The following is a 24,563-nucleotide window of genomic DNA, read 5'->3' on the forward strand; positions in this document are numbered from 1 at the left end:
TAATTTATTTTATACCAGTGTCAGAGTGATGAAAATAGGCTATTGCTTATTTCCCTTTTTTGTCAGCAACAAAAAATTTGTATCCAAGATACACTAACCCCGCCAAAACTGCCAAACTAATTACAGAAGCGACTAAAGCAAATACTGTTTGCAGTATCCAAACAGTTAAAAGCATGACTATACCTGTAACTACCAGCTTTTTAATTGTTGATAAACTATTAAACCAAATTCTGCATCTTTCTAAATATAAGTTCCATTTAAAGAAACTTGTGATAGGTGTCTGTGCCTTTGGTCCTTGGGTATTAACTCCAGTGGACTTGATTTCTGCTTCTAGATTTTGCAGACGACGCTGTAAGTCTTCTTCTGGTTGAGAGTTCATATCACAGGGAGTGGGTAATAGGGTGGAAATTTAGGCGACTATCTAGGTTTAATGATAATTGTATGTTCTCGTCCAACTGATAACCGCTATATTGATTATCACTAATACAATTTAACGTCCAATGATGTTTTACTGAAAAAAGAAATATTCAGAAATTATGATTGGTACTTGGTTGCATTTATTTTGGATCATTTTAGTCGGCCAGATGCCCAGAATACAAGCCTTGACTAAATTGGGAAAATAAAATTTACCTGGGTAACAACTGGGAACATTGACTTTCATGGGAACTTAGGCAGATTTTTCTCCTTTTGACCAGTAAGTTCAGGATGTTTTAATTTTTTCCTATAGTAATTCTATTGAATTTGTCACTATCTGCATAACTACACTTATTTGCGTAGTTGCATAACAGTAATTACCTTTTTACTCATTAGACATCTCCTATTAGTGAGAGAATAAAAACTGGAAATCATCCCTGCTTTGTGTTGCTGACAAACCAAAGGAATCTTAAAAAATGTGCAAAAGAGTTACTTTAATTTTATTATTGCTGTTGAGCTTGAGCATAATTAATCCCAGTTTAGCTGAAGCTGCTGGACTTAAAAGCTTTGTAGATAGTGCTGATGGTTATCAGTTTAATTATCCTAATGGTTGGTTACAAGTGAAGGTTGCTGATGGACCTGATGTGGTATTTCACGATTTAATTGAAGTATCAGAAAATGTCTCTGTTATTATTAGTCCCGTTCCTGCTGGTAAAACTTTGTCAGAACTAGGAACACCTTCAGAAGTCGGTTATAAGTTGGGAAAAGCGGCTCTTGCTCCTGTTGATTCTGGCCGTACTGCTGAATTAATTAACGCGGCGCAAAGGGAAGTAGATGGTAAAATCTACTACTTTCTAGAATATGAAGTTAAACTTCCTAATGGACAAAAAAGACACAATATCTCTAGTGTGGCTGTAAGTCGTAGTAAGCTTTTTACCTTTAATGCGTCAGTACCCCAGAAACGCTGGAAAAAAATACAACGCATGATTGATGAAGTTGTCAGTTCTTTTACTGTGTATTAATTGTGTATTGATAATTAAAAATGGGGACGGGAATAGGGTAAATTACCAATTACTAATGATCAAGACTCAAGACATGAAAATTCCGCAATTTGTCCTTGCTTCTGCTTCCGTTGCGCGTCGTCGTTTACTACAAACTGTCGGTATTGACCCAATAATTTGCCCTAGTGATTTTGATGAGTCGCAAATACAACTCAATGAACCCGGGGAATTGGTACAAACTTTGGCCCAGTCTAAAGCGGAAACTGTAGTTTCCCAATTTCCATCAGCTTTGGTCATGGGTTGTGATTCAGTTTTGGCAATTAATGGTAAAATCCATGGTAAACCAGCAGATGATCAAGAAGCGATCGCTCGTTGGCAAGTAATGCAAGGTAATTTTGGCGACTTGTATACAGGCCATGTTTTGATTGACACTGCACAAAATCGGCATCTTGTCAACTGTCAAGTTACTAGGGTGTATTTTGCTAAAATGAGCGATCGCGCGATTCAAGCCTATGTAAAAACAGGTGAACCCCTCAAATGCGCTGGAGCATTTGCTTTAGAAGGGTACGGGAGTTTATTTGTGGAAAAAATCGAGGGTTGTCATAGTAACGTCATTGGTTTAAGTTTACCTCTATTACGGGAAATGATCGGAGAATTAGGATATGAAGTGACAGATTTTTGGGGATAGTTAGGTAATTATTATTCCCAATTTTTCTCAGAGAAAATGTTAGAAAATAGAGACTACTATCTGAATATGAAATTAGTTTCCGAAAACAAACCATGAGACGAGATGAGGTAATAGCAACTTTAGCAGCACATCGAGAAAAGTTGCAGGAATTGGGAGTAAAATCCCTTAATTTGTTTGGTTCAGTAGCGCGGGATGAAGCTCTTTTAGATAGCGATATAGACTTTTTAGTGGAGTTTAATCGTCCGGGTGGGTTGTTTCAACTTTTGCGAGTGCAGTATTATTTAGAAGATATTCTGGGATGTCCTGTAGATTTGGGAACTCAGGATGCTTTGAGAGAACATTTGCGAAAACCTGTATTCAAGGATATCATTCGTGCCTTTTAGAGATTGGCGGCTTCGCGTTCAAGATATTGTCTTATCTATCAATGAAATTGAACAAAGGACAAGGGATATAACCTTTGAAGAATTTGCAAAAAATCAAACGATTGTCAAAGCTGTTCTCTATGATTTTATCGTGATTGGAGAGGCTACTAGAAATGTACCGAACGATATTCAGTTAAGCTATCCTCTTATACCTTGGCGTTTGATGGGAGGAATGCGAAATGTGGTAACTCACGAATATTTTCAAGTTGATTTGAGTAGGATTTGGGAAACTATTCAAAATGATTTATCCCCATTATTACCACAATTACAAGAAATACTGGAGAGAGAAATATCAGAAGAATAGTTGATCTGGTGCAGATAGTTGTAAACTAACAAATAAATTGTATTTCCTAAATAATATGTCCTTTACTCCTTCCTTGCGCGAACAACAACATCCCCTAATTCGTCAACTAGCTGATTGTATTGAAGCAGTTTGGCATCAACACCTAGACTTATCACCATACCATTTACCTGCGGAGTTGGGATATGTGGAAGGTAGACTAGAGGGAGAAAAATTGATTATTGAAAATCGTTGTTATCAAACTTCCCAGTTTCGCAAAATGCACTTAGAACTAGCAAGGGTGGGGAATATGTTAGATATTCTTCATTGTGTGATGTTTCCCCGTCCAGAATATGATATACCCATGTTTGGCTGTGATTTAGTTGGAGGTAGAGGTCAAATTAGTGCCGCTATTGCTGATCTTTCTCCTGTAAATTTAGATCGGATTTTACCAGATGGTTATAATTCTCAACTGAGGGAATTAACTAAACCCAACTTTTCTCAACCTCGTGAATTACCAGAATGGGGAAATATATTTTCTGATTTTTGTCTGTTTATTCGTCCTACTTCTTCCGCAGAAGAAATAAGTTTTTTATCTCAAGTCAAGTCATTTCTAGAAATACATTGTACACAAGCAATTGCATCTAGTCCAGTGGCACCAGAAAAAGTAGCTCAAATTATTGCTGGACAACATAACTACTGTACAAAACAACAACAAAATGATAAAACCCGGAGAGTTCTAGAAAAAGCTTTTGGTACAGAATGGGCAGAAAATTATATGACTACAGTTTTATTTGACTTACCGTAAGCATTCAGCGGTAAATATTAAGTAGTGTGTGTTACGGTTATAGAATATTTAGGAGTTTGAGATATTAATAATTAGATATTAATAATTAGCCGTAATGCACCGATATATATCAATACATAAACTGCATTAAGCTGGCACTAACACACCCTACTATTTAAGATTACTATTTAAGATTACTTTATAAATTTATAAATCATCTCTGATAGCCAAATACTTGCCATTATTACTCTATTACTCTAACTGTAAGTTGTGTTACGTTTTCTCTCAATCAATAAATGTAGAATTTACATGAAGTGATCACCACTGATACTTCTCGGACGGGAAACTAAAGTTAATCAGCCAAATTTCTAGTTATCTAATTTAAGCCGATAACTAGTGATTATTAATTGGTAAAATTATCATCTATTTCCTGTGCTGTTAGATTTTTTATGTGTTTTGTAGATATTAAATCTTCTTGACGTTCTCACATAAAAGTAAGGGATTAAACAGATGTTTTAAAAAGTGCTAGTCATCTTAAAAAGACTTGCAAATTCTCCTCAATTAACTCTAAAAATCAAAGTTTTAAACTTTAATTTATTAATTGAATAAATTAAGGTCAAAGTTGATAGAGATTAAGATGATCATCATGTAGTTTATCCAAAGTCAATCATACCAATTAAACAATGGTTGTCAAAATCAAGCCATAAAAATGTGGATTTTCCATAGTCACTAAGTTAATCCATAAAGTGACTAATTCCCCTATAGCTAAGTTAATTTTTTTAGTTTCATCACCACAATTCAGATCAATAGGTAACATATCATGTCAACGGTGGATGAAAAATCGAAATTTAAGGTTGAACAACCTAAAGTTTGGTTAAGTGTTGCTGTAGCCTTACCAGTAGCATTAGCTGCCGGTTTACTAGCTACAACCAGAATGGAACAATTGAAAAAACTGACTTCTGCTGTATCTGTAGCACCAATTCCGAATACTATTAGCGCCATAGGACGTTTAGAACCAAAAGGAGAAATTATTAAACTCTCCGCTCCTGCAGGTTTATCAGGTAATTCACGAGTCCAACAACTTCTAGTTAAAGAAGGACAACGAGTACAACAAGGGCAGGTTGTGGCTATTTTAGATAACCGCGATACCAGTATGGCCGTAGTCGAAGAAGCCAAAGCCAAAATGCAAGAATCCCGCGCGAATTTAGCCCAGGTGCGTGCGGGTTCTCCTAAGGACGTTCAAGCCCAAAAATTCATTATTGCCCGATTACAAGCCCAATTGGCCGGGGAAAAGGAAGCTCAACAAGCCATGATTAGCAGAATTGCGGCTCAGTTAAGTGGTGAGAAAATTGCCCAAGAAGCCACAGTTACCCGTTTAGAGGCCGAACTATTGGGACAAAGGGAGTCTTTAAAAGCTACAGTTGAGCGCGTTAGAGCAGAACAACGCAATGCTCAAGTAGATTCTGGACGTTATGAATTTTTATACAAACAAGGTGCTATTTCTCAGCAAGAACGAGATAGAAGACAGTTAAATGCAGTGACAACTAATCAACAATTAATTGAAAGTCAAGCTAGTTTAAAACGGGCAATAGCTACTATAAAACAACAAATTTCTGAAGCTAGAGCTAATCAAGTAAAAACTCTAAATACTTTACAACAGCAGTTAATTGAAGCTACCGCTAACCGCAATAAAACTATAGCCACTTTGCAAAAACAAATAGACGAAGAAAGAGAAAAATTAAATCGTCTATTAGTAGTTAGTCCACTAAATGTTCAAGTAGCTCAAGCTCAAGTTACTAATGCAATTGCCTTAATGAGAAAAGCTCAAGCAGAACTTCGGCAAAGTTATGTTAAAGCTCCTAGTTCCGGTGAAATATTAAAAATTCATACTAAATCAGGGGAGATGATGGGTGTAAATGGGATTGCGGAAATTGGACAAACCGATCAAATGTTTGTAGTCGCAGAAGTTCCTGAAGATAGTATTAGTAAAATCCGTTTAGGTCAAACTGCTACTATTTCCAGTGATAATGGCACATTTAATGGTCAATTAAAGGGTAAAGTTACGGAAATTGGTAGAAAAATTGGCAAGAAAGATGTTCTCAATAACGACCCGGCAGCAGATATTGATGCTAGAGTTGTAGAAGTAAAAATTGCTTTATCTCCAGAGTTTAATAAGCAAGTTTCTGGTTTAACTAATGCTAAAGTTACGGTAGAAATTAATGCTAATTAACTTCCTATTTCTCTGAAAAATATTCAGGTTAAACTACTTAATTAATTGTTTCCAAAATCAAAAAAAGCTAAAAAATGGCAGTGAAAATACCTTTATCTTGGCTACAACTGACAAGAGAAAAAACTCGCCTAGCGGTAGCTTTGTCAGGTATTGCGTTTGCTGATATTTTAATGTTCATGCAATTGGGTTTTCGGGATGCACTCTATTATAGTAACGTCAGAATGCACAGCAGTTTAGCAGGTGATGTGATTTTAATTAATAATCAATCTAATGCTGTTTTATCAATGAAAAGTTTTTCCCAAAGAACTTTATATAAGGCGTTAGATTTACCCACAGTTCAATCAGTACATCCCATATATTTAGACTATACAAGCTGGAGAAATCCCGTTACAGGTCGCCCTCGCAGTATTTTGATTTTCGGCATAAATCCAGAGGTTAATTTGTTTAATTTACCCGGAGTAAATGAAAACTTAAATAAACTTAAACTTCCTGATGTGGTTTTATATGATCGTTCTTCTCGGGTAGAATATGGTCCGATTACTGATAGTTTTAATCAGGGAAAAATTGTCACTGCTGAAGTAAGAAGACGACAAGTTAAGGTGGGTGGATTATTTACTTTAGGAGCATCTTTTGGTGCAGATGGTAATTTAATTACTAGCGATCTTAACTTTTTGCGAATTTTTAATAATCGTCAACGGGGACTAATTGATATTGGGGTAATTAAGTTAAAACCTGGCGCAGATCCTAATCAAGTGGCTCAATATTTGCGAAGTTATTTACCTACAGGTATTAATGTTCTAACTAAGGAGGAATTTGTTGAATTTGAAAGAAATTATTGGGCAAGTAGTACGGCTATTGGTTTTATTTTTACATTAGGGACAATTATGGGTTTTATTGTGGGAACTGTCATTGTTTATCAAATTTTGTATACAGAAGTAACAGATCATTTATCTGAATATGCTACTCTCAAGGCCATAGGTTACACTCAAAATTATTTATTAACGGTGATCCTTCAAGAAGCTTTTTTATTAGCTGTTGTCGGTTATTTACCCGGATTTGCCTGCGCTCTTGTTTTGTACAATGTTGCTAGAGACGCTACTCTTTTACCCATATTCATGAGTTATAATCGCGCTATTATGGTAATCATGTTAACTATTTTAATGTGCTTTATTTCGGGAATGATTGCTATTCGTAAATTGGGTTCTGCGGACCCAGCAGATATTTTTTAATAGGTAATACATAATAGGTATTTAACTTACATATTACCTAAAATTAAAACTCTTGTGGGGTGGTTATCTTAACCGCCCTGGTTATGCTTAAAGGTTTATCAGCCCTGATTATTCCATCTTTCTTCTCAACTTTTCTATTATGATCAACAAAAAACCTGTAATAACTATTAAAAACATTAATCACTACTATGGTAGAGGATCTCTAAGAAAACAGATTTTATTTGATATTAATTTGGAAATATATGCCGGAGAAATTGTAATTATGACCGGTCCATCAGGTTCAGGTAAAACAACATTACTGAGCCTAATTGGTGGTTTAAGATCGGTACAAGAAGGAAGTCTAAAATTTTTAGGTGAAGAACTGTGCGGCGCAAGTCAAAGTAAACTAGTAAAGATGCGTCGTAATATTGGTTATATTTTCCAAGCTCACAATTTATTGGGTTTTTTAACTGCTAGACAAAACGTGCAAATGGCTGTAGAATTAAATCATCGTATTTCCCAATCAGCAGCTATTTCTCAATCAGAAGCTATGCTGAAATCTGTGGGTTTACAAGAACGTGTTAATTACTATCCAGATAATTTATCAGGTGGACAAAAACAAAGAATAGCGATCGCTCGCGCTTTAGTCAATCATCCTCCTTTAGTATTGGCTGATGAACCAACAGCGGCATTAGACAAACAATCAGGACGTGATGTAGTAGAAATCATGCAACGTTTGGCTAAAGATCAGGGAACTGCTATCTTACTTGTTACCCATGATAACCGGATTTTAGATATTGCCGATCGCATTGTGGAAATGGAAGATGGTCTTCTGACCCGTGATGCTCAAAATGTCGCTTTGAATCACGACTCTAAGACAAATAATCATAACAGTCTAATAACGTGAATTTGCTTATTAGTATATTGTCACTACAGGTGCTTTGCGGGTAGTTTTGAATGTCACATTCACCCCTTCACTTAATTGTTCCAGTACAAGCAGCGGCGTAGGTTTCGCCTTTTGATCCCAATGCATATAAACAATCCGACCTTGAATAGTCGGTTGCCAGGTATCGCCATTTTCACTGGGCAGCAGGTAAGTTTCTATACAATTAATTATTTGGGAGATAGTAGTAGAAGTGGCTTGAATTGGTAACTTAATTAATCGAATTTGTATTCGGAATAGTACCCGCTTCACAATTTTCGGTGCTACACCGGTTTCATATTCAATATCAAAAGTTTCATCTATTTGCTTACCATGATTGCTACTGGCAACTCCCACAGATCCTTGTCCCGATTGACCAGGACGCAGCGCCAAAGATATCTTATCTTTAACCTTGATTTTCATTTGATTAATCAGGGCTAAATGGAATACATCCTCTGACATCCGCATTCGCAGATAATCTAGATTAAAATGCCGTGAGTCAGCTAAATCGGGATTATTTTCCAGTTTGCGAATAGTTTCCAAAGCTAACTTCAGTTTTTTGTCTAATTCTTGTGTGCGGAATCTTTCAAAATTTAATTTTTTCTCACTCTGCTGCAATAAAATTTTACTATAAACAATTACACCAATCAGAGCTAAAACCATTCCTCCACTGGCAAATAGTAGCAATGGTGGACTTTGGGATTCATTGACAACTACGGCTTGAGTCGTTTTTGTGATCTTCGGTAAAGAAGATTGATTGAGAAAATTTGTACTAGACATAATTTGCAACCTTTAACTATAAGACTAATATTTGATTGTTGAAATATACCTAGTGCATTGCCAACCTTGGGCTGGTTTTCCAGGCCTGACTACACTACTTAAATTTTTTCAACTATCATTTACGATTGCTATATTAACAGGCTATCAGTATTCAGAATTTAGTTAGGGTAATGTAACATACATTACATTTTTCTTGACATTCCATAACCTACAATCAATGTTATGGTTTCCTCATGGTTATGCGGCTTGGCAAGGGTAAAAGCTGTATAAGTCCATGTTATTGCCAATGTATATGGTGATTATTGTGCAGTTTTTAGACTATTATTGGGATCTCATATATGAGATTACTATATTGAATATCAGAAATCCATAAGCTAATGCTATACCACTTTTATCTTTTCTTTGTTATTTTGTATTGGGGGGAACAGTTATTCCACATAAAGCCCGTTTAAATAAAAATTAGTTCAACTACTTTACCGTTCCTCAAGTTCAGTGCAAATTGCCAAGACAATTTATCATCTAAATGACCAAGGCAAATTTTCATCAATCTCATCTACGGAGGACTTACAACTATGCTGAAAACCAATAGTCAACCAATGATTATCTCTAGTTTTGTTAACCATGAGGAGCAAAACCGTCAAGCTAAAAATCAGTTTAATTTATTGCAAAAATTACGTCAATTTCTGGATGAAATCGAAATTGATAATCGTCAAGTCGCTAAATTGATTGCTAAACTTATTCCTGCCCAATGTCCGTTTGAGCGTGATATCGTGGTTTTTGGTCGCAAAATCGCCCACATTCCCCCTTTATGCAAATTTAACCCCCTGTATGACCAGTTTGTAGGCTTGCGTTTTCGTGCATTATGTTATTTAGTAGATAAGTGTGGAGAAGACATTCAATCTTACTGCTGAATAGAACATTAAATAGGCCATGGAAATTAAAGTCGAACATCAACCAAGTCTTGCACATCTCAATCAGTTAGATGTATTCAATTGGCCAATTTGGGAAAAGGAAATATCCAAGTTTCCTTGGACTTACGATGATCAGGAAGTTTGCTACTTTTTAGCAGGTAATGTCATTGTCACTCCTCATGGAGGACAAGCGGTACAAATGGGTAAAGGAGATTTAGTGACTTTTCCTGCTGGTATGTCTTGTGTCTGGGAAATTATCAGCGATGTCAGGAAACATTATCGCTTTGATTAATTGTAATTTATTTTTACTAATTTTGATGCAACCCAAATAATCAATATCTGAGAGATGGGAATTTGATATTTTTTAGCGGGTTGCTATGAAACCATTGATCCTAAAATATCATCTACAAATAAATTATTTTCGGGGAATGCTAAAATTGACAATTTTTCCCCGCGACTTAGTATTTGAATGTCCCTATAACCATTTTCACTAGGGTAGCGATAGACAATAATTACTTGTTGATAAATATCAACTAACCAAACTTCAGTAATACCACTACTAGCATAGAGAGGAATTTTTACGTCTCTATCATATTCAATACTGCTATCTGCAACTTCAATTAATAAGAATATATCTTGGGGTTGGGGGTGTCCAGATTCATAAAAATCTGCACGGGTTTGTAGTAATGCGATATCTGGTTCAGGTTCAGATAAGTTATTCAAGAGAATCGGATTTTGTACCCTAACAATTACTTTTATTCCCAGAATATTGCTGAATAAGCGATTAATTCTGTCAACACAAGCTGCGTGTCTTCTACCAATTGGTGACATTTCTATAATTTCTCCATTAATCAGTTCTACTTTATCATTTTCTGACAAAATACCGGCTTCACTCATTTGATGGTATTGAGAAATATTAAAGCGAAAATTTTTAACCTGTGGTTTTGCTAATTGTAAGGTCATAATTAACTTTCTCCTATTTACCTTTATTTTTAAAATAGCAATAATATCCCCGACTTCTCAACTCAATTGATTATTTAGACTAAATTAGGCGTTTAGAAACCGGGTCTACAGAGACAAAACCCACCTGCGTGGGTTTAGAAAACTGTTTATAAAAAATCAAAAAATACGTCAGGAACTAATCTCAATTCACCAGATTTAAACCGGGAAATATCTATCCATAATGCGCGATGTTGACGTTCTGGTGTTTCTGAAAAAGTTAAACTTTCGATTTGGTAAAATTTGGAATCTGCAAAATCGCATTCATAGAGTTGAATGATTTCATGTCCTTGTTTACCGTTAAAAGTAAATAGGTTTTCGATACAACTTAGATAGCGAATATTGGTTAATTCGGCTTGAATTTCTTCTTGAAACTCTCTAATTAAAGCTATGCGGCTAGTTTCACCAAATTCTACACCACCACCTAAAGCGCGATAAAAGATTGATTGTTTTGTAGGATCATATCCTTCAGAAACAAAGATTCTATTACCATCTCGAATTAGTGCTAAAACAATTACTCGAATTTGACCTTCTTTATTCATGATAGTAATTAATTATAATGATCGTAGATTGAATCGGGGTGACTTTCACTATTTTCTATAGGCCAATCTGAATTTTCACCACCAAGGTATAGTTCTTCGATAGCGACATATTCTTGAGTTAGTTGTGTTAATGCGTTGATCAGAATGTCTAAAGCGATCGCATCACTTGTTCCCAAATCAAACCAACAACGCATCCATTCTCCTTCATATTCAAATTCACCCATATTGTGCATCAAAGCCAGTAAGCTTTTATCATAGCCTTTTGCATCATAATTCATATAGCTGATATCAATTCCTGTATCTTGTATTTGCAGATTTTCCGCATTAAATCCCCCCAATTTACCTAAATAAAACCAGGAATTAAATACTTCTTCTACATATTTTTTTTCTTGCAGAGAGGGAATGGTGCTAAACTTCAACCAAATCCAGACATCAAAAGGATTAAACTCGCGGAATTGAATTTGCATTTTTGTAATGGGTAATGGGTAATGGGTAATGGGTAATGGGTAATGGGTAAGAAATTCTTGCCAATAACTAATAACTAATAACTACTAACAGCTTGACTGCGTTCATATTCAATTTGTTCGACTAAATTAACAGGAAGTTGAGATTTTTTGGCTAATGCTTTGTCAAAATAAACTATTCCTTCCTTAATCAAATCCTGACTTTTTTCCCTTTTTCCTTTTTCCTGAAGAATTTGAGCTTTTAGATAGTAAATTTCTGGGTTGTCAGCAGTTGTTTTTAAAGCGCGGTTGACATAATCTAAAGCCTGAGAATATTGTTTCAAATCTCGATAAGCTAAAGCAATACCCCTATCTACTAAATAACCAGGTGCCGCATTTTTTTGCAACCGTTCAATTGCATCATCTGGACTGGTAAAAGGCAAATTTACAGCTAACATTAAATCCATATAGCCGCGAATTAAGTTTAACTCTGGATCATTGGCAGAAATTTCTTCCGCTCTGTCAAAATATGTATATACTTTTCGTAAGCGACTAAAAGCAGGTCCAGCACCATTGATAGTCCCTTCTCGACCGAGAATTAGCGCCCCCTCTAAAAAATGACTGGCAGCAATGTATAAATTACCACGTAATGGATCACTAGAAATAAGATTTTGTGCAGTTTCCAGAGTTTTTTGACTGTAGTTTTCTAAACTTGCCCAATCTTGATCTCTATAAGCTAAACCAGCCTGAATCACATAAATTAAGGGTTCATTGGGTTCGCTAGAAATAGCTGCTTGTAAGGATTTTTTAGCTTTTGGGTAATTTCCCTCTTGGAAAATCGCCTTAAAAACAAATTCCGTATTATCACCAATTTTACGAGTTTCTTGAGTCCGAAATGGATCAGCAGCAAAGGAGGGATTTACAAATAGATTTAAAAGAATTGAAGTAGTAACAGTCACTTTTAAAAATATAGGAAATCGCCAAGATATGATGAATTGAGGAATTAAGAAATGTTTTAACATCGTCATCACGGGAATAATTACGGTTGAAATTGTTTTATCTATTACCTAAAATGCAAAACAGTGAATTATAAATTACGTCTATTGCCACCAAAATTTACCCTAACTTGGTAATCTTAACAGATGCTCTATCTTAGAAATCTAACTTATCACCCCACGGCTTGCCCCAAAGCAATTCTCCAAGCCATTAACTTAGAATTACCACCCCAGAAACTGGGTTTAATAATTGGACCTAGCGGTTCAGGGAAAAGCACCTTATTAGAAATTCTATCTGGACTAGCTGATCCTAGCACTGGTGGGGTTTTTTGGCGAGAGCAGGGACTCATAGCTGAACAACTGCAACAATTAGCAGGTTTAGTATTTCAATTTCCAGAACGACACTTTTGCGGGGGGACAATTTTAGAAGAGTTGCGCTTAGGACATCCTGAACTAGGATTAGAACAGGTTAAACAAGCATTAACAGAAGTTGGATTAAATAATTTATCTTTATCTGTATCTCCTACTAATTTAAGCGGTGGACAACAAAGACGGTTAGCTTTAGCAGTCCAATTAATTCGTCAGCCGAACTTATTGCTATTAGATGAACCCACAGCCGGTTTAGACTGGTCTATGCGTCGTCAACTGGTAAACTTATTAGCTAAACTGAAAAAAGATTGGACATTGTTAATTGTAACACATGATGCCAGTGATATGTTACCAATAGCTGATTATTGTTGGACATTAGATCATGGTATTTTAAAATCAGTTGAGCCGACAACTTTGGGAAATAAAACACAAGGAGTAGTGACTAATTTACCAGATTAATATTAACTTTCTTCTTCGTTGTTCTTCCTTCTTTGCGTCTTCGTGGTTCATTTAATTCATATTTTGTCAAGAAATAGGGAATTTAACCGCAGATAAACGCAGATGAATTTGATATCAATGTTCAAGTAAAAATTGGCTAAAATTAATGGGAAAAAGTGATTTTCAATAATGGATATAGAACCTTTATCTATCGCTAATTTACCGAAAATGGCGGAAATATGGGAAAAGACCCTAAATTGGCAACCGACAAATCTACAAGAAAACCAATTTCAACAACTTTATCAATTAATCATTGCGGGAAATCGCCAAATTAACTTAACTCGCATTACTGAACCTGAAGAATTTTGGGAGAAACATCTTTGGGATTCCTTGCGAGGAATTGCACCAAAACAAATATTTATTCCCGGTATTGACAGGGGAAAACGGATAATTGATATTGGTACAGGTGCAGGTTTTCCTGGTTTACCAATTGCTCTAATTTTTCCCAATTCTCAAGTTACACTTTTAGATTCTACGGGTAAGAAAATTGCTTTTATTGAGACAGTTTTATCAGCACTTACTCTCAATAATGCTAAAACTTTACTTGGGAGAGCGGAAGAAATTGGTCAACAGTATGAACACAGACAAAATTATGATGTCGCTGTGATTCGGGCTGTGGGAAATGTTTCTGTTTGTGCTGAATATAGTTTACCATTAGTCAGAAAAGGCGGTTTGGCGATAATTTATCGGGGTAGTTGGAGCGAAGCAGAAAATGAAAGTTTAGAAACTGCTGTTGAACAATTAGGTGGAGCAGTTGAATTAATTGAAGAATTTTCTACTCCTTGGAGTAATAGTATGCGTCATTGCCTTTATTTGCGAAAAGTCACCAACACACCAATTAGTTTTCCCCGTGGGGTTGGTATACCCAGTCAAAAACCAATTTAATCAGCGAATTTCTCGATTTTAGATTAGATTAGTGATTAGATATCTAATAGCGTGAGAGACTCAACGCTAACAGCGACAATAAACCTAAAATTCCCAAAATCTAAGTGTTAAATTTGTCTCAAAATGGGTGTTCTGTATGGGTTGCTTCTTCAACAGAAAGGCTGCTGACACCAACCGCTGTTGCTCTTGGTAAATTTGATGGTGTTCATCTTGGTCATCAAAGAGTAATTCAGCCAGTATTGCAGTCAGTATGGGGTAAAAGTGGGGAAAATTCAACCGACCCAGACCGAAAAAATCCGCGCCCTTACTCAACCGTTGTTACTTTTGATCCCCACCCCCATGAGTTTTTTACAGGACAACCCCGTGATTTATTAACACCACTGGATGAAAAAGTGCAACAATTGCGATCGCTTGGGGTAGAACAATTGGTATTATTACCTTTTGATAGAGAATTGTCCGCTCTTTCCCCGGAGGAATTTGTGGATAAAATTCTGGTTCAACAACTCCAATGTCAACAAATTAGCGTTGGCCAAGATTTCTGTTTTGGCAAAAAGCGTATGGGTACAGCCCAGGATTTGCAAATACTCGCAGCTAAATACAATATACCCGTGACCATAGTTCCTATAAAAAATGATACAGACAGCTTGTCCACAACAGATGATACTCGTATCAGTACATCCTTAATTAGGGAAAGTTTAGAAGTAGGTGATATTCCTAAAGCAAATCGTCTACTGGGAAGACCTTATACTCTTACGGGTGAAGTAGTAACAGGTCAGAAATTAGGTAGAACTATCGGCTTTCCTACGGCGAATATCCAACTACCAAAGGATAAATTTTTACCTCGTCATGGTGTTTATGCTGTGGAGGTGATGATTCATAACGAAACTCCAGATACAGACTCTATTCCGCAATTAGGGGTAATGAATATCGGGAACCGTCCCACAGTTAATGGTATAGATACTCGTGTAGAAGTACATTTTTTAAATTGGTCTGGTGATTTATACGGAAAAATTTTAGAGATACAACTAGTAAAATTTTTGCGTCCTGAACAGAAATTTCCCTCTTTGGAAGCGCTGAAAGATCAAATTCAACTTGATTGTACAGCAGCTCAAGCAATTTTTAATTCTTAATATTGCGCGGGGAATTTTTAATGTCAACTTAAACATTACAGCGATTTTTAAGTAAATGAACCAAGTTTGAAAATCTTACGCAAAGGAAGAAAGGAATATAAAAACAAAAGTGTGGTACAAGTACATTAAAATTGCTGTAATAAGAAAGGTAAAAAGTGCATCTACAAATAAAAAACCGCTTATTTAATATCAAATATCATGGGAGGTATAACCTCCCAAAAAGTATTTCTATTATATAGCACTTGCGAAAAAATTTTTAGAAGAAGATCATGGTTTTAAACTTTTTGAAATTAATTATAAAATCTGTGATTGAATAATATATTTAAAAGTAAAACCATTTCCAAAAAGCTGTTTTTTGCTTTCCTCTCCTTGTGTCGGTGGTTTAGCAACTTCAGAAATTTTTAATTCTCATGCTAGATTAGAATTTTTACGTGGTAATACTGTAGGAAAGGCTAAACTATTAAACAAGTTTTTAGTCCAAACTCAGAAACAAACCTTCTACATTTCCCCCCAGTGAGAAATGGTTATAATAAATTTATTCAGGACTTACGTATAAAGTATTGATGATTTAAAAAGTACTCAGGACGCACTAAATTCCGTAAATACCGATAAATTAACCAAGCTAAAACTCCTAAACAGAGATTGAGCGTAATATCCCTAATTATAAACCAAAAAATTGCCGGTTCAAACCAAAGTTCCCACCGCAAAGGGCTAATTTTTCTATACAAAATTAAAAACCTAAATATAGAATTTCCACCCAATAAAAACATTAATAATACTAAACCCTTTTGCCACTTACGCACTGAGGATCTATGTCCACCAATTAACACTAAAGGACGTTTACCCTGTAATTTTCTCAGTAATTTTTCCCACCTCCAAAACATCCATAACAGCAAGGGAAATAAACCATAAGTAAGTAAGTATAAGGGCTGTGGAAACCTGCCAGCAATAGATAAAATATTAACTAAAGCATGAAAAAAGACAGAATTTAACCAAGCGGTAAAAATCAAATTCCGATCTTGATCGCACCTTGGTTTAGTACCAAAATATACCGCCAAAGCGTAACCCCAAGGAGCGGAAAACATCACATGAACTGGTGTACCAATAGTCCTTTCTAAAATTGAGGATGTACCATTAAATAGATAAATCCAGGTTTCTTCTGCTGCAAACCCTAACGCTACTGCTATGGTAAACAAAAATACGGTAGTACATCGCAAATAATACTGACGTTGTAAATAGCAAATGGGCAGAATAACTGCTACTAATTTACAACTTTCCTCAATTGGTGCTATTGCTAATATTTGCCGAAAAATTACACCAAAAAAATGACGCTGTATCTGTTGCCAGTTTAAAAGCCAGTTAGCAGTGTTTTCCAGGGCAAATTCCAGCCCAAGAGCCACAAAACCAGATATAGCGCCAATAATGAACAATATGAGTAAATTTAACACAGGTGGGGCAGCCGGGGTTCTGCGGTAGTAGAACCACAAAAACAGTAAGGGGGGAATCACTGCCCATAGCACTAGTAATAAATTATCCACTCACCTGAGCAATTACAGTACGATGACGGGGACTATTGCTAGTAATAGTAGGAGCGTTAAAGCCGGACTTAATTAAAGCCTGTTCAATGTCCAAACTAAAATATTCGTCTAAATAAGGTTCGGTGCTTTTGAGCAGTGTCAAAATATAAGGTGGCATTTTTTTGTAATTTTCTGCTTTGGGGTTCATGTCCATAATTGCTAAGTGGCCACCTGGACGTAAGATACGTCTAGCTTCAGTAAAAATCCTGTAGTTTGCTGATTGTGGTAATTCATGACACATCAGACAAATAGAAACTAAATCAAAGGTAGCATCTGTAAATCCTGTAGATTCTGCTTGAGCGTGAACCCAGTTAATTTGAGTTTGACGTTCTTGACTACGATAATTAGCTACAGCTAAGAAGTAAGGAGATAAGTCTAAACCGGTAATTTTGGCTTGGGGATAAGCTGATTGTAAGGCAAAGGTACTTAATCCCACCGCACATCCTAAGTCTAATATATTTTGTGGTTGGGGATAAATTTTTTCTTTGAGAATATTGTGGTAACTTTGACGCAGTTTAGTGTCACCTTGAGAACCGGCTTCAGTCCAGATACTAGCATGAACGGTGCGAGCAGCCACTTCTAATTCAAAAGCTGCTGGCCAACTTAAATTTCCGTGTTCGTAGGCATGAAATGGCCGCAAATAGTATTCTGGGTAATTAATTTGAATTTGGGGATTTTCAACTTTTGATAAGTCTTTTACCCAGTCACGCTGTTGCAGTTTTTCTACTTCCTCTGTCCAGGGTACACCTATTTTTTCTGCCCGTTTAATCATCATTTGTCGGGCTTGGTGTTTGGCCAGGTTTGCTAGGGGTTTAATCGCTAAAATGCCATTAATGAAGCGAGAAGCTAAATCAGGGGCATTGTTGATGGTAGTTGTCATAAATCAATTTTGGTAAGTAGCCTTTACATACATTAAAGCCTAAGGATTTGATGAAATTCAATACTTACTTGAAATATAGGAATAATATTTGATTTTTGATAGCTTGCGTGGCGTAGCCATACAAGACTCAGTAGGTATCAATTCTGTCTTTTCTGTTCCCTGTTAAGAGTTCCCTGTTCCCTGTTAAGAGTTCCCTGTTAAGAGTTCCCTGTTAAGAGTTCCCTGTTCCCTGACCACACAAGTAAATTCACAGAATCAAACCGGATTCCTATATTATCTTGAAATATTATCTTGAAATATTATCTTGAAATATTATCTTGAAATATTATCTTGAAATATTATCAAAGTGGTTGTAATTTAATAAACCTTTAATTTACGTGTTGGTGAATGAAGGTATGAATTTGTCTCACGCAAAGACGCAAAGGCATGAACAGTAAGGAAATAAAGAAATAAGGAAATAAGGTTACACCAGAAATTCTTGATTTTTAAGGATGATTATTACTTCTCAGCTTTTGGGCTGCAAGATAGATTTTAGTCCATTCACTTAGAACTTGATGGGTTTTACGTTGTAGTTTTTGGGCTATTTCTTCTATGGAATTACCAGCTTTACACAGGTTGAGAACTTGCTGGGCTAAAGGGGTTAATTGTTCTTCAAGTTGTTGCCATTCTGTTGCAGTTAACCCTAAGTTATCTTCTTTTAAGGATGTGGAAAGCCAGTTATCTACTAATTCTGGTTGACCTTTAATCGCAAAAATTCGCACAGCATGATAACTAATTTTTTCTCGCAGACGATATACTTCTTTAATAGGTTTATTAAGTTGTTTGGCAATTTGTTCTTGAGATTTACCTTGCAGATATAACTGCAACCAATCTACTGCTAGTCGTCCAATATTTGCTAATAAATATTCTGCAAATTCTTCTTGTACGAGTTGACGGTTAGCTTGTTGTTCTTCTAGATATTGGATTTCTTGATATTGTGCGATCGCTTGATTATCAATTAAGCTAACAGGATTATCGTTATTTTCTGCTATAATCTCCTCGGAAACAAGTCTCACTAATTCACTGGTAGGTACTTGTGTTAAACCCCCTCTCTGGATTCTTCTTAGGTAATTAACAAACCTGTACATTAATATTGGTTGATTCCGAACTGGACGTAAACAATATTCTTCAATACTAGCAAATAACAACATATCTCGCAATCTTTTATCTGTTGTTAATGCGCTAATTTGGCTCATTTGTTGTTGAATATAGGAATCACTTTGTAATAATTCCTGAAGCACTTCTTGAAGTACATCAACAACACTACGTTGACGATCTCTGCTTAGAGATATCCAAGACTGAATTTTATTTCTAATCGTAACTACGCTACCCAAACGACTAATAAGTTGACAATAAGCCTTTTCTCTGCTCATTCCTAAATAGCGTTTGTGCAAAATTCGCCACCGATATTCTATTGCTTGTTTAGCAATTTCTAATTCTTTGGGGTTAAGTAAATTAAACCGGTTTAAATCTATTTCCAACAGCCAGGAAATAATACTTTCTCTATTAGCCTGACTTTGTTCTGGACAGTCTGTAGCCAGTCGTTGTTGCCAATATTCAGCTATATCTACCCCATTTTGTGTCATAGCAATATTGCTCTCCTCGAAATTAGATTTGGCGATTTAGTGGCAATTAATAACTCCTAATTTATTATGTATAAGATTTCTAGAGTGATTGACCGCAGATAAACGCAGATAAGAATAGATGATTTAATAGACATTGCCGGTAAAGGATGTAGAGAGGTTCTTCTGTTAGGGATTCTCGGCTCTACAATCTTTACCGTTAGATGTTTATGAGAGGATGTTTTAAAAGCGAATATAATTCGCTACTACACAAGCCAATTTCACTTGGGTGGACTAATGAAAAACCAAGGATTTCTAACCTGCATAAGCAGGTTTTATCTGTGTAGCCGTGATTGACTATGGCCGATTTCAGTATTAATTTAGACTACTGCATTCATCCTCTTACCCCTTACCCATTGATAAAGTATTAAATTAACCCCTGTTAGAGGCAGCAATGATGGGATTTTCTACGGAATCTCTATACTGTTGTACTTCTGCTGTATAAGCGATTGGCAATACAGCCTCTACGTTTTCATGGGGACGGGGAATAATTACCCAAGATTCTAAAGTACCACCATAAACTTTTTCTACAGCATCTACACCGGCAGCCATAGCGGCTTTCACTTCGGAAACGTCACCACGAATGTTAACTGTAAACCGGGCGCTACCAACTCTGATATAACCAACTAGGGTAACTCGTCCTGCTTTCACCATTGCGTCTGCTGCTGCGAGTACAGCGGGAAAACCCTTAGTTTCTAATGATCCGACAGCCTGTAATGACATTTTTCATCTCCTGTTTTGAATATAAAGTTATGGAGGGCTACAAATTATTTGTATGAAGGAATACTTCAATTTTTGATAGCGCACTTACTTAGAAAATACGGAAAGGTTCGGATTTCGATGTGAAGTGAATGGGTAAGACCGTTTCTACGTTTTCCGGAGGGTTGGGAATAATGTAGTGGGTAATAACCTGACCACCATAGATTTCTTCACCCGCAGTAATACCTGCGGCCACGGCTGTTTGGACTTCGGCAACGTGTCCCCTGACGGCAACTATCAAGCGACCACCTTCGGCGATACCATAGTACACAATGGTGACACCCGCTGCTTTGACCATGGCATCTGCTGATGCTAAAACCGAGGGAAAACCTAATGTTTCAATTACGCCAACTGCCATTGGCATGGGCTGAATCTCCTACGTTAGGGATAATTGATTCTTATTTTACGAGGATTGTGTACCGATTTTTATTTTTGTGGAAATTTTCTTTTTTAATTAATTACTGGGTATTGTTGCAAGTGGTACGCGCTGATGTAAACTGGGTTTTATGTTTCCAAGTTTTCTCCCCCCCGCAGTTGGGCAACTCACACAAACCACATCTATCGCTTTGGCCCAAAATATCCAACGTCAGGCGATCGCTATTCCCTGTATAAATGCAACTACTGATACTACTTATGTCCATCAAGGTCAGGGTGGTACACCGATTTTCTTAATTCATGGTTTTGATAGTTCTGTCCTTGAATATCGGCAAATTTTGCCTTTACTAGCTGAAAATAATGAAGTTTGGGCGGTGGATTTATTAGGGTTTGGCTTTACGGATAGATTACCGGGAATTACTTATAGTCCTGAATCAATTAAAACTCACCTTTTCTCTTTCTGGCAAACCTTAATTAATCAGCCTGTGATTTTGGTGGGTGCGTCTATGGGTGGTGCGACCGCTATAGATTTTACCCTTACTTATCCAGAAGCAGTAAAAAAACTGGTGTTAATTGATAGCGCGGGGTTGAAAGCTAATTCCCCATTAAGTAAGTATATATTTCCTCCTTTGGATTATTGGGCTACGAAATTTTTACGAAATCCGAAGGTACGCGATCGCATTTGTAGAACTGCTTATAAAAATCCTAGTCTAATCTCTGCGGATACTTTATGTTGCGGAGCCTTACATTTACAAATGCCGAATTGGACTCAGGCTTTAATTGCTTTTACGAAAAGTGGCGGTTATGGTGCTTTTAAATTTCCACAACTGGCCAAAATTGCACAACCAACCTTAATTTTATGGGGTGATAGTGATAAAATTTTAGGAACTGGGGACGCTAATAAATTCGCTAAAGCCATTCCTCAAAGTCAGCTAATTTGGATTAAAAATTGTGGGCATATTCCCCATTTAGAACAACCAGAAATTGTCAGTCAACTTATGTTAGAATTTCGGAAATAATCTGATTAACAAGATCCCAGATTTCTTCAAGAAGTCCGGGATGTGATTCCTAATTTTAATCATATAACCAAGTATTTTTAGAAAAATCTTCACTATCTTGATTTGGTTTTTCTTGAAGTCTTTCTATGGATCTATGGGATTTTTTGTATTGAATGGATTTAGAAATTTGACTAGTTTGTTGACTAGGTTGTTTAAAAACTTTGATTTCTTCTAACAACTGAGAATTAGAATCTGCTAATTGTAATGCTGTTTGTTTCGTTTCATAAAGTTCTTCTGTTAAGCGTTCTGTTAATGCTTTTTTTTCAGAAATTACCATTTGTAAAGCATTAATTTTCTGAATGAGAGTAGATTCTTTTTGTTTTAATGTATCCACGGTTTTTTGCAATTCTTTTATAATTGCTTCTAGTTCCGACTGATGATTAATTCTGGTAATGGGAGTCTCAGGAGTTTGTATTTGTGGTTCTAATACTGGTTCAGCAATAATTTCAATTATTGGTTCACCTTGAAGGGGTATAAATTTCTTGCTTTCTTCCTGTGTTAAATTAGAGATATTTTTTTTAGCCATGAGATTATGAACTCCAATTATATCGTTATTATTCCAGTATAAACCTGGAAGTGACAAAAAAACATAGATACCCAACTTCTTCCATAAATATGAATTGATCTGGATTTATCTGACACAGAGTGGTTTCAGGTTGAAATCATGATGACTGTGAGTATCAGCAAGGTTAAATATCAAACTGTCTTCACTTCTAAGTTTTCTGGAGTGATTTCTAGAGTTGATAAAACTTCTTCCTCAAATAATTCTAAATCAAACCAAAAAGTAGTACCAATACCAACCTCACTGACTAAATTAACTTGACTGTGATGTCTGTCAATAATATTTCTGACAATTGATAAACCTAAACCTGTTCCTTCCAAGGTATGAACCCTATTTTCCACGCGAAAGAAGCGGTCAAAAATCGCTTGTTGATCTTCTGGGGCTATCCCAATTCCCGTATCACTGATTTCAATTCTCACTTTACCAGGTTGATGATGAGAATTAGAATTATCATCTAGTTGATAAGCTCTGATAACTACCTTACCACCTGCGGGAGTAAATTTGAGAGCATTACCAATTAAATTACCAAAAACTTGCAATAATAAATCGTAATTTCCTAGAACTAAAGGTAAATTAGGAGTTAATTCCTGGAATAATTCCACACCTTTATCTTTAGCATTAAGTTGATAGGTACGTAATGTTTGTTCTAGTGCTTGTGGTAAATCTACTTTATCAAAATTATAAGTCCGTCCAGATTCAAGTTTTGATAAATCCAAAACGTCATTAACCAAACGGGTAAGTCTGTCAGTTTCATTATTAACTGTTTGTAAAAATTCCTGTCGTTCTTCAATTCCCAAATCTTCGCCATAATCATGTAAGGTTTCAATATAGGTTTTGATATTAAATAATGGTGTTCGTAATTCGTGGGAAATATTGCTAATAAATTGGCTTTTGGCTTCATTTAATTCTACTTCACGAGTAATATCCTGGACAGTAATAGCGATACCTTTAATACTTTCCCGTTGTAGGTTTAAAACAGTTGTTAAAAGAATGCGAACTGTGCGTTGAGTTGGTTGTTTAAGTGGGATACGAAATTCAGCACTTTCACATTCACCCGCAGCCATTTCATATAAAGTCCGGGATATTTCCATTTGCACACTTTGGGGTAGATGGCGTAAAATATTATTACCAACAACATTGACATTTTCCCAACTAAAAATACGTCTGGCCGTGGGATTGACTAATATTACCTGCATATTATTATCAATCAAAACTGCACCATCAGCAATGGTAGAAACTAAGGTTTCTAACTTAGCTTTTTCTGCGGTTAATTCTTCAATATTTTGTTCTTCATAGCTTTCTAAACGCTCGGCCATTTCATTAAAACTAAGAATTAGTTCACCTAATTCACCTCCTAATGGTATATTTATGCGTTGTTTAAAATTACCAGCAGCAATTTGTTTGACACCTACGAGTAATTCTTTGATAGGTTTAGTAATAGTTAAAGCATTAATTACCCCCGCTAAAATTACCATCACCCAAATGGTGATAAAAACCGCCAGGGTAACATCACGGGTGAAATTAGTGGATATGACTGCGGTTTGGTTGGGATTAATACCCACCGCTAACAGACCTAAGTATTTTTTATTGACTATCAAGGGAACAAATACATCTGTAACTATCCCGTCAGGAGTATTATGTTGTCTAACCAGAGGCTGATATTCATCACCGGGATAATCTTCTGGTAATTGTATCCGGCGCTTAATACTCAGGGAATCTTCCACTTCTGGCTCCCAAAAAGGAATACCAAAGAAAATTTTCCCAATTTCGTCAGCGTAAAGCAGATAGCGGACGCTAGTGGTGCTGCTATAAAAGCGTTCGGAAAATTGGGCTACCTCAGTCAAATTATGATCAGCAATTAGGGGAGCTACATTAGCTGCTAACAATAACCCTAAATCACGGCCAAAGCGGGTATCATTAAAACGTGCATCTTGTTGAATTGTGTTCACAGCCCAGAAAGTCAAACCACTCATGACCAGGGAAACCGTCAAGGTAGCGACGGCCAGAAGTTTGGTCTGAAGCGTGAACTCTGACCACCAATTAGCGATCGCTTTTGATACACCTGAAGCAAATTCATCTCGGAAATTTCTGAAAAGAGCCAGCATTTTAAAATTCACTTGTTAGTAGTTCCTTGTTTTCTATCCCAAAAACTCAAAATCAAGGGTTAATTTCCTGAAATTTCTAGGA

The 24,563-nt window shown here is 36.2% G+C and carries 29 protein-coding genes; 15 read left to right on the plus strand and 14 right to left on the minus strand.

Translation table 11 applies throughout. From position 1 onward, the window contains the following. Positions 1 to 46: 46 nt before the first annotated feature. Positions 47 to 379, minus strand: coding sequence for a hypothetical protein (locus H6F62_RS00480; RefSeq protein WP_137906450.1), 333 nt, complete (start codon positions 377 to 379; stop codon positions 47 to 49). A 511-nt stretch (positions 380 to 890) separates the two neighbouring features. On the opposite strand from H6F62_RS00480, the gene psbP reads away from it, so the two are divergent. From psbP to H6F62_RS00505, 5 genes are all read left to right on the plus strand, one after another. Then, positions 891 to 1,436 (plus strand): photosystem II reaction center PsbP, encoded by a 546-nt coding sequence (gene psbP / locus H6F62_RS00485; protein WP_190371070.1) that lies wholly within the window; start codon positions 891 to 893, stop codon positions 1,434 to 1,436. Positions 1,437 to 1,509: 73 nt separating this feature from the next. Further along, positions 1,510 to 2,103, plus strand: a complete 594-nt coding sequence (locus H6F62_RS00490; protein WP_137906535.1) for a nucleoside triphosphate pyrophosphatase — start codon at positions 1,510 to 1,512, stop codon at positions 2,101 to 2,103. A gap of 92 nt (positions 2,104 to 2,195) precedes the next feature. Beyond that, a complete protein-coding gene (locus tag H6F62_RS00495; RefSeq protein ID WP_137906452.1) occupies positions 2,196 to 2,486 on the plus strand; it encodes a nucleotidyltransferase family protein in 291 nt (96 codons plus the stop codon). Continuing rightward, complete coding sequence (locus tag H6F62_RS00500) at positions 2,476 to 2,829, plus strand: DUF86 domain-containing protein (RefSeq protein WP_137906453.1); 354 nt, start codon at positions 2,476 to 2,478, stop codon at positions 2,827 to 2,829. Before H6F62_RS00495 ends, H6F62_RS00500 begins: the two co-directional genes overlap by 11 nt. 55 nt (positions 2,830 to 2,884) lie before the next feature. Then, entirely contained in the window at positions 2,885 to 3,613 is a 729-nt protein-coding gene (locus tag H6F62_RS00505) for a phycocyanobilin:ferredoxin oxidoreductase (protein ID WP_137906454.1), read from the plus strand. Between the two features lie 655 nt (positions 3,614 to 4,268). On the opposite strand, the gene H6F62_RS00510 is transcribed toward H6F62_RS00505, so the two are convergent. After that, on the minus strand, positions 4,269 to 4,409 hold the full coding sequence (locus H6F62_RS00510; protein ID WP_190371071.1) for a hypothetical protein: 141 nt from the start codon (positions 4,407 to 4,409) through the stop codon (positions 4,269 to 4,271). Between the two features lie 3 nt (positions 4,410 to 4,412). On the opposite strand from H6F62_RS00510, the gene H6F62_RS00515 reads away from it, so the two are divergent. From H6F62_RS00515 to H6F62_RS00525, 3 genes are all read left to right on the plus strand, one after another. Further along, positions 4,413 to 5,822 (plus strand): HlyD family efflux transporter periplasmic adaptor subunit, encoded by a 1,410-nt coding sequence (locus H6F62_RS00515; protein ID WP_137906455.1) that lies wholly within the window; start codon positions 4,413 to 4,415, stop codon positions 5,820 to 5,822. Positions 5,823 to 5,896: 74 nt separating this feature from the next. After that, positions 5,897 to 7,051, plus strand: coding sequence for an ABC transporter permease DevC (gene devC, locus H6F62_RS00520; protein ID WP_137906456.1), 1,155 nt, complete (start codon positions 5,897 to 5,899; stop codon positions 7,049 to 7,051). Between the two features lie 139 nt (positions 7,052 to 7,190). Then, positions 7,191 to 7,937 (plus strand): DevA family ABC transporter ATP-binding protein, encoded by a 747-nt coding sequence (locus H6F62_RS00525; protein ID WP_137906457.1) that lies wholly within the window; start codon positions 7,191 to 7,193, stop codon positions 7,935 to 7,937. A gap of 9 nt (positions 7,938 to 7,946) precedes the next feature. On the opposite strand, the gene H6F62_RS00530 is transcribed toward H6F62_RS00525, so the two are convergent. Further along, positions 7,947 to 8,732, minus strand: coding sequence for a hypothetical protein (locus H6F62_RS00530; protein ID WP_190371072.1), 786 nt, complete (start codon positions 8,730 to 8,732; stop codon positions 7,947 to 7,949). Positions 8,733 to 9,304: 572 nt separating this feature from the next. On the opposite strand from H6F62_RS00530, the gene H6F62_RS00535 reads away from it, so the two are divergent. Together H6F62_RS00535 and H6F62_RS00540 are read left to right on the plus strand one after the other, a co-directional pair. Then, a complete protein-coding gene (locus tag H6F62_RS00535) occupies positions 9,305 to 9,643 on the plus strand; it encodes a Mo-dependent nitrogenase C-terminal domain-containing protein (RefSeq protein WP_137906459.1) in 339 nt (112 codons plus the stop codon). 19 nt (positions 9,644 to 9,662) lie between these two features. Then, positions 9,663 to 9,935 carry a cupin domain-containing protein gene (locus H6F62_RS00540; protein WP_190371073.1) on the plus strand — a complete coding sequence of 91 codons (273 nt, stop codon included), beginning with the start codon at positions 9,663 to 9,665 and terminating at the stop codon, positions 9,933 to 9,935. 83 nt (positions 9,936 to 10,018) lie between these two features. Here H6F62_RS00540 and H6F62_RS00545 read toward each other — a convergent pair whose 3' ends face one another. From H6F62_RS00545 to H6F62_RS00560, 4 genes are all read right to left on the minus strand, one after another. Continuing rightward, positions 10,019 to 10,606: a Uma2 family endonuclease gene (locus H6F62_RS00545; protein ID WP_137906461.1), complete on the minus strand. Its 588-nt coding sequence runs from the start codon at positions 10,604 to 10,606 to the stop codon at positions 10,019 to 10,021. Between the two features lie 146 nt (positions 10,607 to 10,752). Beyond that, on the minus strand, positions 10,753 to 11,184 hold the full coding sequence (locus tag H6F62_RS00550; protein WP_137906462.1) for an NUDIX domain-containing protein: 432 nt from the start codon (positions 11,182 to 11,184) through the stop codon (positions 10,753 to 10,755). Positions 11,185 to 11,192: 8 nt separating this feature from the next. Then, the gene (locus H6F62_RS00555; protein ID WP_137906536.1) at positions 11,193 to 11,651 is read right to left on the minus strand and encodes a DUF3531 family protein; all 459 of its coding nucleotides are present in this window, start codon (positions 11,649 to 11,651) and stop codon (positions 11,193 to 11,195) included. A gap of 74 nt (positions 11,652 to 11,725) precedes the next feature. Continuing rightward, complete coding sequence (locus tag H6F62_RS00560) at positions 11,726 to 12,649, minus strand: Sll0314/Alr1548 family TPR repeat-containing protein (RefSeq protein ID WP_190371074.1); 924 nt, start codon at positions 12,647 to 12,649, stop codon at positions 11,726 to 11,728. Between the two features lie 120 nt (positions 12,650 to 12,769). Between H6F62_RS00560 and H6F62_RS00565 the strand changes: the two genes are divergently transcribed. The 4 genes from H6F62_RS00565 (at position 12,770) to H6F62_RS00580 (ending at position 16,021) form a co-directional block, all read left to right on the plus strand. After that, the gene (locus H6F62_RS00565) at positions 12,770 to 13,450 is read left to right on the plus strand and encodes an energy-coupling factor ABC transporter ATP-binding protein (RefSeq protein ID WP_137906464.1); all 681 of its coding nucleotides are present in this window, start codon (positions 12,770 to 12,772) and stop codon (positions 13,448 to 13,450) included. A 189-nt stretch (positions 13,451 to 13,639) separates the two neighbouring features. Continuing rightward, positions 13,640 to 14,374, plus strand: a complete 735-nt coding sequence (gene rsmG, locus H6F62_RS00570) for a 16S rRNA (guanine(527)-N(7))-methyltransferase RsmG (protein WP_137906537.1) — start codon at positions 13,640 to 13,642, stop codon at positions 14,372 to 14,374. Positions 14,375 to 14,478: 104 nt separating this feature from the next. Beyond that, positions 14,479 to 15,504 (plus strand): bifunctional riboflavin kinase/FAD synthetase, encoded by a 1,026-nt coding sequence (locus H6F62_RS00575; protein ID WP_137906465.1) that lies wholly within the window; start codon positions 14,479 to 14,481, stop codon positions 15,502 to 15,504. A 355-nt stretch (positions 15,505 to 15,859) separates the two neighbouring features. After that, positions 15,860 to 16,021 carry a hypothetical protein gene (locus tag H6F62_RS00580; protein ID WP_162501165.1) on the plus strand — a complete coding sequence of 54 codons (162 nt, stop codon included), beginning with the start codon at positions 15,860 to 15,862 and terminating at the stop codon, positions 16,019 to 16,021. 22 nt (positions 16,022 to 16,043) lie between these two features. Here H6F62_RS00580 and H6F62_RS00585 read toward each other — a convergent pair whose 3' ends face one another. From H6F62_RS00585 to H6F62_RS00605, 5 genes are all read right to left on the minus strand, one after another. After that, a complete protein-coding gene (locus H6F62_RS00585; protein ID WP_190371075.1) occupies positions 16,044 to 17,042 on the minus strand; it encodes a PrsW family glutamic-type intramembrane protease in 999 nt (332 codons plus the stop codon). After that, positions 17,035 to 17,961, minus strand: coding sequence for a class I SAM-dependent methyltransferase (locus tag H6F62_RS00590; protein WP_137906467.1), 927 nt, complete (start codon positions 17,959 to 17,961; stop codon positions 17,035 to 17,037). Before H6F62_RS00590 ends, H6F62_RS00585 begins: the two co-directional genes overlap by 8 nt. A 485-nt stretch (positions 17,962 to 18,446) precedes the next feature. Next, positions 18,447 to 19,586, minus strand: coding sequence for a HetZ-related protein 2 (locus H6F62_RS00595; RefSeq protein ID WP_137906468.1), 1,140 nt, complete (start codon positions 19,584 to 19,586; stop codon positions 18,447 to 18,449). 408 nt (positions 19,587 to 19,994) lie between these two features. After that, complete coding sequence (locus tag H6F62_RS00600) at positions 19,995 to 20,345, minus strand: carbon dioxide-concentrating mechanism protein CcmK (protein WP_137906469.1); 351 nt, start codon at positions 20,343 to 20,345, stop codon at positions 19,995 to 19,997. Between the two features lie 88 nt (positions 20,346 to 20,433). Further along, on the minus strand, positions 20,434 to 20,745 hold the full coding sequence (locus tag H6F62_RS00605; RefSeq protein WP_137906470.1) for a carbon dioxide-concentrating mechanism protein CcmK: 312 nt from the start codon (positions 20,743 to 20,745) through the stop codon (positions 20,434 to 20,436). Between the two features lie 142 nt (positions 20,746 to 20,887). Between H6F62_RS00605 and H6F62_RS00610 the strand changes: the two genes are divergently transcribed. Further along, the gene (locus H6F62_RS00610; protein WP_137906471.1) at positions 20,888 to 21,775 is read left to right on the plus strand and encodes an alpha/beta hydrolase; all 888 of its coding nucleotides are present in this window, start codon (positions 20,888 to 20,890) and stop codon (positions 21,773 to 21,775) included. A gap of 55 nt (positions 21,776 to 21,830) precedes the next feature. Here H6F62_RS00610 and H6F62_RS00615 read toward each other — a convergent pair whose 3' ends face one another. Both H6F62_RS00615 and nblS read right to left on the minus strand, forming a co-directional pair. Next, complete coding sequence (locus tag H6F62_RS00615; protein WP_137906472.1) at positions 21,831 to 22,340, minus strand: hypothetical protein; 510 nt, start codon at positions 22,338 to 22,340, stop codon at positions 21,831 to 21,833. Between the two features lie 170 nt (positions 22,341 to 22,510). After that, positions 22,511 to 24,481, minus strand: a complete 1,971-nt coding sequence (gene nblS, locus H6F62_RS00620) for a two-component system sensor histidine kinase NblS (RefSeq protein ID WP_137906538.1) — start codon at positions 24,479 to 24,481, stop codon at positions 22,511 to 22,513. Positions 24,482 to 24,563: the final 82 nt, after the last annotated feature.

Origin of the sequence: Anabaena sp. FACHB-1391 (genome assembly GCF_014696755.1) — a bacterium.
GTDB classification, from domain to species: domain Bacteria; phylum Cyanobacteriota; class Cyanobacteriia; order Cyanobacteriales; family Nostocaceae; genus Dolichospermum; species Dolichospermum planctonicum.